12 protein-coding genes and 1 pseudogene are annotated in these 17,236 nt (G+C 51.3%); all 13 read left to right on the top strand.

Annotated elements, in window-relative coordinates:
- The first annotated feature begins 40 nt into the window (after window positions 1-40).
- The 13 genes and pseudogenes from AC3RCL_RS17315 to AC3RCL_RS17255 all read left to right on the top strand — a co-directional run bounded on the left by AC3RCL_RS17315 (window position 41) and on the right by AC3RCL_RS17255 (window position 17,225).
- Window positions 41-1,261: an amidohydrolase gene (locus tag AC3RCL_RS17315; protein WP_492530964.1), complete on the top strand. Its 1,221-nt coding sequence runs from the start codon at window positions 41-43 to the stop codon at window positions 1,259-1,261.
- 7 nt (window positions 1,262-1,268) lie between these two features.
- Window positions 1,269-2,741, top strand: coding sequence for a sensor histidine kinase (locus AC3RCL_RS17310; protein WP_492530962.1), 1,473 nt, complete (start codon window positions 1,269-1,271; stop codon window positions 2,739-2,741).
- A 3-nt stretch (window positions 2,742-2,744) separates the two neighbouring features.
- Window positions 2,745-3,441: pseudogene (locus AC3RCL_RS17305) on the top strand (response regulator transcription factor).
- Between the two features lie 130 nt (window positions 3,442-3,571).
- Window positions 3,572-5,053 (top strand): S-layer homology domain-containing protein, encoded by a 1,482-nt coding sequence (locus tag AC3RCL_RS17300; protein WP_492530960.1) that lies wholly within the window; start codon window positions 3,572-3,574, stop codon window positions 5,051-5,053.
- Between the two features lie 163 nt (window positions 5,054-5,216).
- Entirely contained in the window at window positions 5,217-5,978 is a 762-nt protein-coding gene (locus AC3RCL_RS17295) for a DUF4253 domain-containing protein (RefSeq protein WP_492530958.1), read from the top strand.
- 411 nt (window positions 5,979-6,389) lie between these two features.
- Window positions 6,390-6,866 carry a hypothetical protein gene (locus tag AC3RCL_RS17290; RefSeq protein ID WP_051425366.1) on the top strand — a complete coding sequence of 159 codons (477 nt, stop codon included), beginning with the start codon at window positions 6,390-6,392 and terminating at the stop codon, window positions 6,864-6,866.
- Complete coding sequence (locus AC3RCL_RS17285) at window positions 6,775-7,362, top strand: hypothetical protein (RefSeq protein ID WP_251495129.1); 588 nt, start codon at window positions 6,775-6,777, stop codon at window positions 7,360-7,362. Before AC3RCL_RS17290 ends, AC3RCL_RS17285 begins: the two co-directional genes overlap by 92 nt.
- Window positions 7,363-7,393: 31 nt before the next feature.
- On the top strand, window positions 7,394-9,820 hold the full coding sequence (locus AC3RCL_RS17280; RefSeq protein ID WP_492530955.1) for a glycoside hydrolase family 95 protein: 2,427 nt from the start codon (window positions 7,394-7,396) through the stop codon (window positions 9,818-9,820).
- A gap of 241 nt (window positions 9,821-10,061) precedes the next feature.
- Window positions 10,062-11,777 (top strand): alpha,alpha-phosphotrehalase, encoded by a 1,716-nt coding sequence (gene treC / locus AC3RCL_RS17275; RefSeq protein WP_036663371.1) that lies wholly within the window; start codon window positions 10,062-10,064, stop codon window positions 11,775-11,777.
- A gap of 27 nt (window positions 11,778-11,804) precedes the next feature.
- Window positions 11,805-13,841 (top strand): PTS system trehalose-specific EIIBC component, encoded by a 2,037-nt coding sequence (gene treP / locus AC3RCL_RS17270; protein ID WP_492530952.1) that lies wholly within the window; start codon window positions 11,805-11,807, stop codon window positions 13,839-13,841.
- Between the two features lie 63 nt (window positions 13,842-13,904).
- Window positions 13,905-14,642 (top strand): trehalose operon repressor, encoded by a 738-nt coding sequence (treR, locus tag AC3RCL_RS17265; protein WP_015734967.1) that lies wholly within the window; start codon window positions 13,905-13,907, stop codon window positions 14,640-14,642.
- 181 nt (window positions 14,643-14,823) lie between these two features.
- A complete protein-coding gene (locus AC3RCL_RS17260) occupies window positions 14,824-15,606 on the top strand; it encodes an SDR family NAD(P)-dependent oxidoreductase (RefSeq protein ID WP_036663369.1) in 783 nt (260 codons plus the stop codon).
- 536 nt (window positions 15,607-16,142) lie between these two features.
- Complete coding sequence (locus tag AC3RCL_RS17255; RefSeq protein ID WP_015734969.1) at window positions 16,143-17,225, top strand: Gfo/Idh/MocA family protein; 1,083 nt, start codon at window positions 16,143-16,145, stop codon at window positions 17,223-17,225.
- Window positions 17,226-17,236: the final 11 nt, after the last annotated feature.

The following is a 17,236-nucleotide window of genomic DNA, read 5'->3' as shown; positions in this document are numbered from 1 at the left end:
TAGCATAATCGTATATCTGGCAAGGGAAGGAACGATGGATATGAGTACCGCATTTTGGTTAACGAATGCTCGTTTAGAGAGCGGCTATGAAGTTTCAGAAGGCGTTATTACGGGAACAAAAACGGAGATTTGCCACGTATTCATAGAGGACGGGAACATCGCGAAGATCGTGTCATCCGACAAGACCATCACGGATTCATGGCCGCGACACGACGTGAAGGGATTGCTGCTTTTGCCGTCCTTTACCGAAAAGCACTGCCATCTGGATAAAACGCTGCTTGGTGACCGGTGGCGATCCGTAACGCCGGTCTCCAGCATTTTCGAGCGTTTGGATATCGAGAAAGCAACGCTTCCGGCCCTGGATACCCGGACGCAGGACCGTGCGGAACGCCTGCTTCAGATGTACCTGGAGTCCGGGGTGACGCATGTACGAACGCATGTCGATATTTATCCGGAAGTGGGTTTGGCTAACTTCGAAGCGGTTCAACAAGCATTGCACGCATTTGAAGGAAAGTTATCCTACGAGATCGTAGCTTTTCCTCAGCATGGTTTGCTGCGCTCGAAGTCAAAGGAATGGGTGAGACAAGCACTTCGCGGCGGAGCAGGCTTGGTAGGCGGGGTGGACCCGGCGACGGTGGATGGTAATATCGAAGCCTCCCTGCAGGAAATGGTGGAGCTTGCCGTGGAGGCGAATGCGGGAATTGACCTGCATTTGCACGATGCCCATCATCTGGGAACCTTCACCATGAAGCGGTTGGCACAGCTGACCATCGAGGCGGGCCTGCAGGGCAAGGTGGCGATCAGCCATGCATTCGGACTCGGCGATATCCCGACGTCGCAAGCCATCGAAATGGGGGAAATGCTGGCTGATGCAGGGGTTGCCATTATTTCGAGCGTGCCGATCGGTCGCAACATGCCGCCGGTCGGTTTGCTGCACGAGTGCGGCGTAGAGGTAGCCGTCGGTTGCGATAACATTTTTGACGTGTGGTCGCCTTTCGGAAACGGGGACGTGCTGGAACGCGCGGGCCGGCTGGCTGAGGTGTCCCGATGGGTGGATGAACGCTCTTTGGCAAGGACGCTTCAATATATCACCGGCGGCATGACGCCGCTTGGTCCGGATGGCGAGCAGATATGGCCGCAGGTCGGGGACGCCGCCAGCATCGTGTTTGTCGAAGCTTCTTGTTCCGCCGAAGCCATTGCCAGAAGATCGAAGCGCGTGGCGACGATGTTTAAGGGTAGCATCGTTTCCGGTTCGCTTTAGGCGACGCATGTCGATCAGGATCAAGCTGCTGCTGTCCTTTACCGGCATGCTGGTCATCAGCTTGTTGGTTTTCGTCCTGACTGCCAGTTTGTTTACCGTCGCGGCTACCGGCGACATTCGCGGGGTTCGGGATTTTTATAAAGTTCACTACCAGGTTAACCCGCTGACCGAGCAAGAGGAGTCTATATTCCTTGAATTAAAATATCTTGCCAAGAACGAACCGGACGGTCTGCTGGATCAAGAGCTGCTGAAGGAATATGATTTTAAGCTGAGAACCGTGCGGGCAGGCCTGTACGTCCGTAAGGAAAGCCTTCAGGTTTACGAGTCCAATACGTTAAACCAGCCTGAGCTGGAAGCGAATCTCCCTCCATTCGACCTGAACAACAATCAAATCCGCAATACGCTGAGCATCGGGGAACGCTTTTATGCTTATGCCAAATTCGACTTCCGGTTCTCGGACGAGACGAAGGGAAGCGTATACGTGATCCGAGAGCGAAGTCCTTTCGGCGAGGTAACGCGCAAGCTGTTGCCCATCCTTGTATTGAGTCTCGTTGGCATCATTGTGGTTGCGAACGTGATGTTATATCGCTGGATTACGCGCAGCGTGGTCAAACCGCTTGACTTGCTCCGAAATTCGGCCGAACACATCAAGGAGGGGAATCTTCAGTTTTCCCTGGATATGCATTCGAAGGACGAAATCGGCCAGCTGAACGAAACGTTTGAGAATATGCGAAAGCGGCTGCACGAATCGATTCAGCTCCGGCTCCGGGACGAAGAGAACCGAAAAGAGCTGATCTCCAATATCTCACACGATCTGCGCACACCCATAACGAATATAAAGGGTTATGTCGAGGGCATTCGAGACGGCGTCGCGGATACGCCCGAAAAGGTGGATAAATACGTGAATATCATCTACACCAAAACCATCGATCTGGATAAACTCGTGGATGAGCTGTTTCTGTATTCCAAGCTGGATTTGAAGCAGGTGCCGTTTATGTTCCAGCATGTCGATATCATCGGTTTCATTGACGACTGCATCGATGAGCAGCGCTATGTTCTGGAGGAGAAGGACATTCGGCTGGAGTGGAAGGAACGTCCCGGTGATCCTGTCGAGGTCATTGCCGACCTTGAGAAATTAAAGCGAACCGTGCTCAACATCATTGGAAATGCCCAGAATTTCATGGACAAGGGGCAAAAAAACATCGGCATCTCGATCCGGCTGTCTCCGGAATGGGTAACGGTTGAAATCCGGGATAACGGCACAGGCATCGCACCGGAAGCGATCCCTTATATATTCGAAAGGTTTTATCGGGCCGAGTCATCCCGCAACTCTTCAACGGGCGGCAGCGGTCTGGGTCTTGCGATTGCGAGCCAGATCATTGAAGGACACGGGGGTCAAATCTGGGCTGAAAGCGAGCTTGGCGTCGGAACAAGCCTGTACTTTACCCTGAAACGAGCGAACAGGAAGGAGGCGCGGTAACCCATGGCCACACGCATTCTCATCATTGAAGACGAAACGACCATCGCCCAGTTGGAGCGGGATTATTTTGAACTGAACGGTTTTGCCGTCGATTTATGCCATACGGGTGACGAGGGGCTTGAAGCTTGCCCTTAACGAGGACTACAGCCTCATCATTGTGGACCTTCAGCTTCCCGGCATGAATGGCTACGAGTTGTGCAGCCATATCAGGAAGAACAAGGAGGTCCCGATTCTGATCGTATCCGCCAAGAATGAGGAGATCGATAAAATCCGTGCGTTTAATCTCGGTGCCGACGATTACATTACCAAGCCTTTTAGCCCGAGCGAATTAGTCGCAAGATCCAAAGCCCATTTGATGAGATATGTAAGGCTTCTGGGCAAGCAAAGTCCGAGTCCAAGCTCGGAAATTCACATCCGAGGCCTGGTCATCGACAAAACGGGGCGAAGGGTGTTCGTACGCAATCAGGAAGTCGCGTTTACGACACGGGAATTTAATTTGCTTGAATTTCTGGCGAGCCATCCGAACCGGGTGTTCAACAAACATGAATTGTTTGAACGGATTTGGGGCATGGATTCCAGCGGGGATATCGCTACCGTCACCGTTCACGTCCGAAAGCTGCGCGAAAAGATGGAGCTGGATCCATCCAATCCGCAGTACATTGAAACGGTATGGGGAGCGGGCTATCGTTTTTCGGTCTGAATGAGTTTAGAAATTGTTAATAAATATTTTCGAAACGTTTAATCCCGGATTTCTTGGGAGTTTAGGACTCTCATCTATCATGGAGATATGACGATTATCGTTCATCATCGAAGATAGGGAGGACTTACTTATGAAGAAGTATTCGAATAAACTGGCGGCCATGATGCTGGCCGCCGCACTGGGAACGGCGACGCTTCCGTTTCATGTTCTGCAGGCCGATGCTGCACAAGCGCCGCTCGCTGCCCAAGATATAGAGCAAGCCGTTCAAGGGCTGTCCCAGCTGCGCGTGATGCAGGGTTACCAAGACGGCACGATGGGGATAACAAGTCCGATCACACGGGCGGAGATGGCGAAAATGCTGGTGCTTGCGTTTGGACTTGAAGGCAAAGCGGAGACAGAGCCAAGCTTCACGGATGTGAAATCAAACGCGTGGTATGAGCGGTACGCAACTGAGCTGGTAGCACTAGATATGATGCAGGCACCGGACGGACGTTTTGATCCAAGGGGAAGCGTTACCCACGCCGAACTGGTACAGATGGTGTCTAAGGCTCTGAAACGAGATGCGAAGTCCGTGGATTACTGGGCGCAACGTTTTTATTCCGAGGAGGGTCATGCCACTCGAGGTCAAGCAGCCTATTTGATAAGCATTGCACATGACGCAATACCGTCGGAAAAAGCAAAAATCACGAGCGTCCGCGCACTGAATGCCATCACCTTGATCGTCACCTTTGATGCTCCATTGACATCGGACGATGAGTCGTTTGCCAAAGCCAAAGAAGATTTTAAATTTAACGACGGTCTTGCCCTAACGAATATGCCGCGTCTGAAGACGGGTTCTATTTCCACCTATATCGTTCCAACTTCCGTTCAAAAACCGGGGACATCGTATACGCTGACCTATAAAGGGAAAACAGCAGGTACATTTACAGGAAACAGCACGAAGCTGGACATGACCGAGGCTAGACAGGTCACCCAGGATACATTTGAATTGGAGGCGCTCAAGGAGAATGGCGTCGTCGACTACGGTTATGTTATTTCCGCTTATAGCGGAGGCCGCGGAGCCAATGCCTTCGTATTGGATGAGAACAACAGCGCCGATGGCAAGGTCTATCAGATCATATCTTCTGGTCAAGCCAGGGAAGTTACGATTACGCCTGCAGGCGGACAACCTATCGTGGCCAAATACGTACCCTTCACCCAATCCACCGACGGCAAGCAAGAGCCGAAATTCCGATTGCCGGAAGGCCAGACGTTGACGCCGGGCGTCACTTACACCGTTTCTTCGGACTGGGCTCAGATCGCCAATCCGTCATTCGTTGCAGGATCGTTTGCTCCGCTGGACATCATCGGAGCCGAGGCAGTCAGCGACAGTTCCATTGCCATCACGTTGTCCGAGGATCCGGGGGATGAGCTGTTCTCCGGCCGGAGCGTGGAATTGACCGACGCTGACGGCAATCAACACATTGCGACCTATAAATATTCAAGCCGAAAAGGAGCCGTAGGCATATTCGATCTGACGCAGGAAAGTAAATTGAAGCCGGGATCGACGTATACCATCAAACCGGTAGGCGAGTGGGCAGGAGAAACCGATGCGTCCCTGACCGTCAATTAATCCATTACAGCATGGACATGGCTGTCCATACACAAGAGGACGAGCGTAAAGCTCGTCCTCTTGAACTTGTTTATATGTGACTATCTAAGTGGTTCTATCATTTGTAAAATTAAGGGTAAGAACTTATACTGGTTTCAATATCTGCTATATTCGAGGTGTACATATGGTCAAAGAGCTTGCAAATTATTTAAGCGAATGTGATATTGAAGTTATGGATTTGGATGGCTTAACGCTCCCTGTCCCAAAGGAAGGGGAGCACAAGATTCTCATCGCTCCCGGCTACAATCTGGTGGAAATGATGGAGGAAATATGCGAAGAAGAAACCCTTTCTGAATACGTGAACAAGGAGCTGGAGCAAGTTCAGCGGTTAAGCATGAAAGATGTGTTGGGAAAAATCGTGGCTTCGCGATTATCCTATACGGATATTGCGCTGGAACCGGAAGAAATAGAAGGCAAGAGCTTTGAGGAGTTATATCGTTCTTATTCATTATTATGGGAAGGCAGCGAAATGCTCAACGAAGAGTTTGGCGAATCGGATACCGAGCCCTTTGACTGGAATACGTCATGGGTACAGGGAAAGGTGGAAGAGGACGAGCAGGTGATCCTGCTGACGCTGCCGGCCGAAGCCGGATATGAAGCACCGCTGTGGGTTCCGATGGGAGGTTATAACGAATGTCCGCTGCCCGAGCATCAGTCGGTGATTTTTAAGCATTTTCAGCAGAGGTATCAGATTAACATTGTGGCCGTTTCGCAAGATACTTGGATTCTTCAGGCCGGAAAACGACCCCAAACGTTTGAAGAAGCATTACGGCTCGCCAAGGAGCATTTTATTTTCTGCCAATATGTCATGGACGGGTTTCCGACGCTTGGACATTATGCGGACTATTTAATGAAGCGCGATATCTGGTATTTTTGGTGGGATTAAACGTCAGCTGCCGCGTGAAAACGCGGCTTTTTTTATGTGGACAATGGTCAAAATATCCAAAGGCATGGTTATTTTCCGTTATTGTCATAAAGCATCATGAACCTTAACAATCGGATATTTACCAAGCTTGCCGATTCCCCTAATATGGAGTTACTTTCCGTCATTTAGCCGCATGCAGGCCTGGTATGGAAAAATGTACCCTGCCATACGCAGAAGTACCTACCCTTGCGCCGCAAACATCCATTATGATCAAATTTATAGCTGGCGGGAGAACTTGAGTCGTTATTTTTTGAAAACGCTGTCACATAAGGGGGGATATCTATTCTTAAGCAATCGAAGGTTTTTCGCAGCTTTCTCATCTCCTATATTGCCATTCTGCTCATTCCCACCATCGGAGGATACATATCCTACTTGACCTCCATCTCCGTAACGCAATCCATTTCGATTGAGAACAGCATCGTTCAGCTCGAGAAAAGCCAGGAGCTGCTGGAACACAGGATGGCGGAAGTGGAAGGGATGACGCGGCAGCTGGCGATCAATCAAGACCTTAACGTGCTTCTCAACGATCATCTTGCCCAAAGGGATGTTTATGGCATATGGAGAACGATGCGCAATGTGCTGACTTTCGGTCAAACCAACGATTTTCTTCAGCATTACTACATCTATTTGGCGAACTACGACTTGATTGTAACGTCAGGCTCCTCTTATCGGCCGGAGCATTATTATGAGTTTTTTCATTATGACGATCTCAGTTTTGAGGAATGGAAACAACAGATCCTGGAGAAAGCCCATCGCAGTGAAATCAAACCGCTCTCTTCCTTTTGGGGAAAGGGACAACGAAACCTCGGTCATCACGTACATGCAATCGCTCCCGCTGGACAGCTTTAATGATTCCTCCCCAGCCAATGTTGTGGTCGTGATCGATGCACGGACGATTGCCGGATTATTCTCGGGGTTAACCGACAACTACGGCGGCTGGGTCCACATCCACGACGGGAACGGGAATACGCTTGCTCTTCAAGGAAACATGGAATCCGATGTAAGCCAAATCATGAACGATCCGGCATTCGATCAGAACAAAACCAGCCAGTTCTACAAGAATGACCTTGTGATCACCACGCGCTCCGATAAGAGCGGTTGGGTCTATCAGGCCGGCATCCCCCGCAGCGCCTTGATGGAGAATGCCGATCAAATCCAACAAGCGTCCTGGTTCATTACCGGAGGCGCCATGATCGTCGGGCTGCTGTTCGGGTTGTATTTGGCTCATCGGAACAGCGTGCCGATCCATCGGATGATTAGCATCATGAAAGAGCAGTTCGGCAGGGATGAGCTGACGGAGCGCAATGAATTCGACTTTTTGATGAATTGGAGTATGACGAATTGAAATAAAGGAGGCAAGGCGAGTGGAGGCAAACATGAAATTACAGTATGTGAAACCGGCGACGGTCTGGACCGAGGCGCTGCCGATCGGCAACGGACGTCTTGGAGGCATGGTCTACGGCTGCGTGGAGCGTGAAACGATCAGCTTGAACGAGGACACGCTCTGGTCCGGTTATCCCAGGGATTGGAACAACCCGTCTGCCCTGGAAGCGTTGCCGGAGATCCGGGAGCTGGCAAGCCAGGGACGTTATATGGAGGCTGATCAGCTAGGGCGCAAGATGATGGGGCCCTATACGGAATCTTACCTGCCGTTAGGAGACTTATGCCTCAGGTTTGATCATGGAGGCGTGTTTCATTCTTACCGAAGAACGCTGGATATCGCCAATGCCGTTCAACGAGCGGAATACCGCATCGGCGAGGTGACCTACACAAGGGAATGCTTCGCGTCCAGCCCGGACCAGATGATTGCCTTGCGGTTAACCTCGAGCGCTGCTTGCGCCCTGAACTTTCATGCCTATCTGGAAAGCCCGCTGCGTTATACCGTAAAGACCGAAGAAGATATGTACGCCATGTCGGGATTTGCGCCGGAACGCGTCGAGCCCAGCTACGTTTCCTCTGATCATCCTATCCGTTACGGCGATCCTGATCATACCGCTGCCATGGCTTTCAATGGTCGGCTGGCGGTGGCCGAAACGGATGGCCGCGTTACCGTGGATTCAGCTGGCATTCATGTACTGGATGCGAGCGAAGCGGTCATTTACTTCACTGCGGCCACCAGCTTCAACGGATTTGACCAAATTCCCGGTCACCGCGATGGCGGAGACCATCCGGCGGCTGCCGCCGCTGCTCTGACTGCGGGGACCATGAAAGCCGCATGCAGCCAGTCCTGGACAGAGCTGCGCGATCGCCACATCAATGATTATCGCAGCCTGTTTGACCGCGTCAGTCTTCGATTAGGCGAGACGCTGGCTGCAGAAGATATGGACACGGGGGAGAGAATCGAGCGATTCGGTGCCCGGGATCCAGGCTTGGTCGAGCTGCTGTTCCACTATGGCCGCTATCTCCTGATTTCAAGCTCCAGGCCCGGAACGCAAGCCGCCAATCTTCAGGGGATATGGAATGCTTCAACCCGGCCGCCGTGGAGCAGCAATTGGACCTTAAACATCAATGCGCAAATGAACTATTGGCCCGCGGAGGTATGCAATTTGGCAGAATGCCATCAGCCTCTGCTGGAGCTGATCAGAAGCCTGTCGGTAAACGGTGCGGAAACCGCCGCCGTCCATTATGGCACCCGGGGCTGGACCGTTCATCACAATACGGATATCTGGGCCCATACCGCACCGGTCGGCAATTACGGGGACGGCGATCCTTCCTGGGCGCTTTGGCAAATGGGAGGAATCTGGTTAACGCAGCACTTATGGGAGCATTACGCATACAGCGGCGATGAAGCTTATTTACGATCGTTCGCTTATCCCCTGATGAAGGAAGCTTCTTTATTTGCTTTGGACTGGCTTATAGAAAACGACGCAGGCCATCTCGTGACCTCGCCGTCGACCTCGCCTGAGCATAAATTCCGCACGTCTGAAGGGATGGCGGCCATCAGCGAAGGGGCGACCATGGATATTTCCCTCATATGGGAGCTGTTCACCAATTGCATGGAGGCCGCCGGCATTCTCGGCGTGGATGAGGAATTCCGGGAGGAATGGAGCAGCAAACGCGAACGTTTGCTGCCTCTGCAGGTCGGCCGATACGGCCAGCTGCAGGAATGGTCCCATGACTCCGAGGATGAGGACGTATTTCATCGGCACACGTCCCACCTCGTCGGGGTTTATCCTGGACGGCAGCTATCTGCGGAAGAAAGCCCGGAACTGTTTGCAGCTGCCCAAACCTCTTTGGAGCGTCGCGGGGAGGAAAGCACGGGCTGGAGCCTGGGCTGGAGGGTGGCGCTATGGAGCCGGTTCGGTGACGGCAACCGTGCGCTCCGGCTGTTAACCAATATGCTGAGATTGGTGCGGGACGGGGACTCGGAACGTTACGATCATGGAGGTGTGTATGCGAGTTTATTAGGAGCGCATCCTCCTTTTCAGATCGACGGCAACTTCGCAGCTACAGCGGGAATTGCGGAAATGCTGCTGCAGTCGCATCGCTCCTTACTCGTGCTGCTGCCGGCTCTGCCGGATGCATGGCCGGAAGGCGAGGTACGTGGATTGCGGGCACGAGGCGGCTTTGAAGTCGGTATTCGCTGGAAGAATGGAAGACTGACGGAGGCAGAGATCATGTCTCGGTTGGGGAATGTATGCAGCTTAAGCATAGGCAATGGACATGGAAATGGGATTGCGGTTTACCAAGGCGATACCAGCATTCCCATACCGGCCTCCGCCAAAGGCGTATTTTCATTTGAAACAGAACAGGGCTTAACCTATCGACTGGTCACGGATCACGCAGGGGAGCCCGGAGCTTGATCGGCATAATGGAGACCTTTTCGATGGTATCCATACATTATACTATGTTAAAAAAAGACTCCTTCAAGGAGTCTTTTTTACGTGAACTCAGAAGAAAATTCCAATTAAATTGTAATTTTAGTAGTCGAAACGTCCGGGAAGTGGGTATTAATTGTTAAACGGTTGACAACCTGTATATACATGTATATGATTTTCCTATATGCAACCTGTATATACAAGATGACGAGGAGGACCCAGTTACATGCAGAACCCAGGAACCCAATCTCAAGATTGGTGGAGAACTTCGACGGTTTATCAGGTATACCCGAAGAGCTTCAACGATACAACCGGCCGGGGAACCGGCGATATATGCGGGCTCATGGAAAAGCTTGATTATATAAAGGGACTTGGCATCGACATTGTGTGGCTCCAGCCGGTGTATGTTTCTCCGCAAAATGATAACGGTTACGACGTCGCGGATTATTGCAGCATCGATCCTGCATACGGGACGATGGACGATTTCGATGAACTTGTTGCCGAATTAAAAAAGAGAGACATGCATTTGATGATCGACATCGTCGTGAATCATTCTTCAACCGAGCATCGATGGTTTAAAGAAGCCATTTCCTCACGCGATAACCCGTATCGCGACTATTACATCTGGCGGGATCCCGCGGAAGACGGCGGCCCGCCGAATAACTGGCAATCCAAGTTTGGAGGCCCGGCGTGGCAGTATGACGAGGGGACAGGGCAATATTACTTGACATTGTTTGACAAAACGCAGGCCGATCTGAATTGGGAGAACGAGAAGGTCCGGGCGGAGGTTGTGGACATTCTCACGTTCTGGGCGGACAAGGGCGTCAGCGGATTCCGGATGGATGTCATCAATCTCATATCGAAGGATCCCGCTTATCCCGATGATGACGGTTCCGTGGCGCCTGGCGACGGGCGCAGGTTTTATACGGATGGCCCCCGCGTGCATGAATACATTAAGGAATTGAACGAAAAAGTGTTCAAGCCTTACAATCTCGTCACGGTAGGAGAAATGTCCTCCACAACCTTGGAACATTGCATTCGTTACTCGAACCCGAAGGAGAACGAATTCTCCATGACGTTCAACTTCCACCACTTGAAGGTGGACTACCCCAACGGGCAAAAGTGGGAGCTCAAGCCTTACGATTTCGAAGAATTGAAGCGGGTGCTTTCCGATTGGCAGATCGGCATGCAGAAGGGCGGAGGCTGGAATGCCCTCTTCTGGAATAACCATGATCAGCCGCGGGCGCTGACCCGGTTCACCAATGATGGCGAATACCGCTCGGAAAGCGCAAAAATGCTGGCTACGACGCTTCACGGATTGCAGGGCACGCCATATGTGTATCAGGGCGAAGAGATCGGCATGCCCGATCCGAAGTGGAATGACATATCCGAGTTTAGGGATGTTGAATCTCTAAACATGTATACCATCCTCCAAGAGCAAGGAAGAACGCCGGAGGAGGCTGCCCATATCGTCAGGGTGCGCTCGCGCGACAACTCCAGATTACCCATGCCTTGGCATGACGGCGATCAAGCGGGATTTACGACGGGGACGCCTTGGATCAAGCTCGATGAGCGGTATCCGCTGATCAATGCGCAATCCGAAGTGGATAATCCGCAATCGATCTATCATCATTACCGGAAACTGATTGAAATGCGTAAGAACCTTCCGGTGATGACGGACGGTGAATATGTTCGTCTGGATGAAGGCCATCCCGAAATATATGCGTATGCCAGAACGAACAAGGAGCAGACGCTTGTTGTCATTTCCAATTTCAGCGACCGCGACGTATCGTTCGAGCTGCCCGAGAAAATGAAAGACAATCTGACCGAAAGTCGATCAGTTCAGCTGTTAATTGGCAACACAACGGAAGAACCCAAGCTCATGCCAACAGTTGCACTTCGACCGTATGCTTCCTATATGTGGCTTATTCACAATAACTAAATTCATAAATGTCAGGAGCGTAGAGCTATGGCCATTGATCGCAAAAACGTGGAGCGCATTGTCGAGGCAGTCGGCGGAAAAGACAATATCGAAGCCGCTACGCATTGCGTAACCCGATTAAGATTTGCCCTGGTGGACGACAGCAAGGTGGATTCCCGGGCACTTGATGAGAACGACCTGGTGAAAGGGCAGTTCTCTTCCCAGGGTCAATTTCAGGTCGTAATCGGACCGGGTCTTGTAGACCAGGTTTACAACGAAATGATGGATATCACCGGCGGTGCGAGAGTATCGAAGGATGAAGTGAAGAACATTGCGAGCAAGAAGCAAAATCCGCTTCAGCGTGCCATTAAAACGCTTGCGGATATTTTCATCCCGATTCTGCCGGCGATCGTCATGGCAGGTTTATTGTTAGGGATTAACAATCTGCTTACGGGGCCGGGCATATTCTATGAAGGACAATCGTTGATTCAGGTCCATCCCGAGTGGGCGGACGTAGCCTCGATCATCAATCTGATTGCAAGCACCGCTTTTACTTTCCTGCCTGTCCTGATCGGCTGGTCGGCGGTACGTCAGTTCGGTGGCAATCCGCTCCTTGGAATCGTGCTGGGCCTGATCCTGGTAAACCCGGATCTGCTTAGCGCCTACCAGTATGCGGATGCCAAACTTGAAGGCACGGTTCCGGTTTGGAACCTGTTCGGCTTTGAAGTGGAGAAAATCGGTTATCAAGGCCAGGTGCTGCCGGTTCTTGTCTCGGCTTATATTTTGGCCAAAATCGAGAAGTTTCTGAACAAACGCGTCCACGATTCCATCAAGCTGCTTGTCGTGGCACCCGTTGCCCTGTTGGTGACCGGGTTCCTCGCGTTTGTTCTGGTGGGGCCGATCACATTTGCCATCGGCAACGTTCATACTTCAGGCCTAGTCAGCATTTTTGATTCCTTTGCCGCTCTGGGCGGCCTGATCTATGGCGGACTGTATGCACTCCTTGTTATTACGGGGATGCATCATACCTTCCTTGCGGTGGACATTCAGCTCATCGGCAGCGAAGGCGGAACGTTCCTGTGGCCGATGCTGGCGCTGTCTAATATTGCTCAAGGTGCCGCAGCGCTGGCCATGATGTTTATCATGAAGGAGCAGAAGGCGAAAGGACTTGCCGTTACATCTTCCATCTCGGCCTTCTTGGGGGTTACGGAGCCCGCCATCTTCGGGGTCAACGTTCGCCATAAATATCCTTTTATTTTCGGTATGATCGGATCCGGGATTGCCGGCGTGCTGCTGGCCGTGAACAACGTTCTGGCTTCATCGATCGGCGTGGGCGGAATTCCGGGATTCCTGTCCATCTTCCCTAACCAGTGGGGTGTCTTCTTCATTGGTATGGCGATTGTACTGGTCGTTCCGTTCGCGGGGACATTGCTGTTCGGGCGCTACCAGTTGTCCAAGCAGTCTAGACATGCAACTGCAGCGGATGGGAATGCTGCCGGCTTAGATGGAAGAGCCGAAACTGTTAAAACGGAATCGAACGGCAGTCTTCAATCCGAGTCGTTCGCGTCGACGGAAACGGCAAACAGTCTAACCATGGAAGCGGCGCAACAAGGCGCATTAGAGGTCATGGCACCGATCAAAGGGAAAGTGGTTCCGCTGTCAGAGGTACCGGACCCTGCCTTCGCCGAGAAACAAATGGGCCAGGGCATTGCCATCATCCCGTCCGAAGGCAAAGTGTATGCTCCTTTTGACGGCCAAGTCGCCCATCTCATCAAGAAGAGCAAACATGCGATTATTTTGACGGATGCGAACGGAATCCAGATCCTGATTCACGTCGGAATCAACACCGTTTCGTTAAAAGGCGAAGGATTCAAGGCACATGTCGAAACGGGTGCGGAGATAAGGAAAGGGCAGCTGCTGCTTGAATTCGATATCGATCGCATTCAGCAAGCCGGATTGCCGGTCATTACGCCAGTCATTATTCCGGATGGGCAAGACCACATTCAGAACGTGACAGAGTTTGAAGGCGAGGCGCTTCCTGGCGAAACGCGAGTGCTTCAGGTGACACTCGGTAATGGAAGCTGATAGGTTCCTATTTAACATGTGTTGGCTGCTGGAAAATGGTACAATAGCTGATGGTGATAAAGGATGACGAACAACATTTATTGGACGCTGTATAAAGACTATGCCGACCAAATCGAAACCGGCGCTTTGCAGCCCGGCAGCAAGCTGCCCTCGGAGAACGAGCTTGCGGCAACCTATCAAATTACAAGGGAAACGGTCCGCAAGGGATTGAATTTACTCGCCCAAAACGGCTATATTCATAAGGTGAAAGGCAAAGGTTCGTTTGTGCTGGATACCGGAAGAATGAATTTCCCGGTTACGGGGCTTGTCAGTTATAAGGAAATGGCGGAGCGGATTGGCCGGAAAAGCCGTACGATTGTGCATGAAACGGAGTGCGTTCCGGCCGGGGAAGCCATCGCCAAGGAGCTGCACACCCGCCCGGACCGGCTCGTGTGGAAGGTGATCCGATCCAGGGAAATTGAAGGGGAGCGCATCATCCTCGATGTGGATTATTTGCTTGCCGACATCGTGACGGGTTTAACGAGAGAAATTACGGGCGATTCCATCTATCAATACTTGGAGCAGGAGCTCCATCTAAAGATCAGTTACTCGAAAAAAATCATCTCCGTGGAACGAGCTACGACGATGGACCAGTCCTATATGGATCTTGGAAGCGATACCCATGTCGTCGTCGTCCGAGGTTACGTCCACTTGGAAGATACCACGCTTTTCCAGTACACGGAATCCAGACATCGATTGGATAAATTTCAGTTTGTGGATTTTGCAAGAAGGGAATCCAATCATGATTTTGGAGACAAATAGAAGTGAAGTTAGCCGCGAGTTTATCGCGGCTTTTTTTATTGGCTTCCCATGTCGCTCATTCGTAAAGGCCATGCAGATCAGCAGCGTAATAGATGAAATAAAGAGGAAAACTCCTGGTTGATGTTGAAGCTGTACTTAGAGGCAAAGATTCAAGCAATCCAGTTAAAGGAGCTGATGGATCATGGATATGGGACTCCATGGAAAGGTTGCGTTGATTACCGGGGGGAGCAGGGGGATTGGCCTTGAAACCGCCGTTACGTTTGCGTTGGAAGGGGCTAAAGTTGCCATATGTGCACGAGATGAGGAGCAGTTAAGGGCTGCCGCGGATCATATCAGGCATCTATCGAAATCCGAAGCGTTAACCATCGCAGCGGATGTTACGAAACCTGAGGATTGCATGCGAGCCGTAAACGAAACCGTCAGCCGCTACGGACGGCTCGATATCCTGGTGAACAATGCCGGAACCGCCGCAGCGAAGCCGTTTGAGCAGATCGACGACGAATCATGGGCATCCGATCTGGATCTCAAGCTGTTCGGCGCGATTCGTTTTTCGCGTGCGGCCGTCCCTCATCTGCGGAATTCCGGCGGCGGCGCGATTATTAATGTGACGACATCCTGGGCCAAAACGCCGCCGGCTTCATCCATGCCAAGCAGCGTCAGCCGCGCGGCGGGACAAGCCATGACCAAAGCGATGAGTCACGATTTGGCGAAAGACCATATCCGGGTAAACACCGTATGTATCGGAACGATACGGAGTGCACAGCTTGAGGCGCGTTGGAAACGTGAATCACCTGAACTCACCTGGGACCAGTACGCCCGGGATCCGCGCCATAACATCCCGCTCGGGCGTATCGGCGATACGGAGGAAGCGGCAAAAGTCATCGTATTTTTGGCTTCCGATGCTGCTTCCTATGTTACAGGAACTTCCATCAATATTGACGGGGGTTCAGCTCCGGCTTTGTAAGGGGTCAGCATTTAAATGATGGGGATATGATTTGGAGCATGGAGGTTCATGCATGCTGGTAAAATTTATAATATTTTCATAACGAATATTATGTAAACCATGGTGCTTCGGAACGGGCAGCCCTTGTTTGAAGACATGGCGATGATGTCGTAATTTTATATATGATTTGTCGCATAGTTGGACTAAAAAAATGTGCAAGATGTGATACCTTATATGTGGATGTTCGGAAAATAAATGACGGGCTGCCGGAAGGAGTGATTTCCCTCATTGTTACTTTTTTTCTAAGACGCCATAGGGATAGAGCAGTCATAGGACCACTTCCCTAAACGTGGTGCGTACACCAACCCTTCGGATGGATGAAGGTTATCCACATGCCGACTGGAGGCCGCTCTTTGTTGAGGGTGATGTGCCTTTCAGAGATTCGTAGAGGTGTTGTGACAGAATTACATACAACGATCTGCTTGTTTTATAAGGCGTTTCGAATAAGCAGAAATTATGAATTTTTAAAAAACAATGAAAAGTGATGGTGATGATCCATGTCTAAAGTGTATCGTATTGGAATTATCGGCTGCGGCGGAATCGCAAACGGGAAGCATCTTCCGAGCTTAAGCAGATTAAACAACGTGGAGCTCGTGGCATTCTGCGATATCGTAATCGATCGGGCAGAAGCAGCGGCTAGCAAGTACGGTATTGAGGAAGCAAAAGTGTATGGCGATTATAAAGAGCTGCTGCAGGATCAAAGCATCGATATTATCCATGTCTTGACCCCTAATGATTCTCATGCCGAGATTTCCATTGCTTCGCTTGAAGCGGGAAAACATGTGATGTGTGAGAAGCCGATGGCCAAAACGGCCGCCGATGCCAAGCTTATGATGGAAACCGCGAAGCGCACAGGCAAGAAATTGACGATCGGGTACAATAACCGTTTCCGCGAAGACAGCCTTTATCTGAAACAGGTATGCGAAGCCGGCGAACTCGGAAATATTTATTTTGCCAAAGCGCATGCCGTACGGAGAAGAGCCGTGCCGACTTGGGGCGTCTTTTTGGATGAGGAAAAACAAGGCGGCGGGCCGCTTATCGACATCGGCACGCACGCGCTCGATCTGACGCTCTGGATGATGGATAATTACAAGCCGAAGATTGTACTCGGCACCACATACCATGAACTGTCCCGCAAGGAGAATGCGGCCAATGCTTGGGGACCTTGGGATCCCGAAAAATTCACGGTGGAAGATTCCGCCTTCGGCATGATTGTGATGGAGAACGGCGCAACCATTATGCTGGAATCCAGCTGGGCGCTCAATACGCTTGAAGTCGATGAAGCCAAATGCTCGCTGAGCGGTTCGGAAGGCGGAGCCGATATGAAGAACGGTCTTCGCATCAACGGCGAGAAATTCAGCCGCCTGTATACAAACGAAATCGAATTGAACTCCGGCGGGGTTGCGTTCTACGACGGCAAGAAGGAGCAAGCTCCGGATGTTGAGATGAGAAGATGGATCGAGGCTATCGACCAGGATAAGGATCCTGTCGTAACCCCAGAACAAGCTTATGTTGTATCTCGAATCTTGGAAGCTCTATACGAATCCGCAAAAATCGGCAAGGCCGTTTATCTGGACTAAGTCCATCTTAA

The organism is Paenibacillus sp. MT86 (assembly GCF_058792535.1).
The sequence above is the reverse complement of the archived record's forward strand: the minus strand, read 5'-3'. Positions and strand labels throughout refer to the sequence as shown.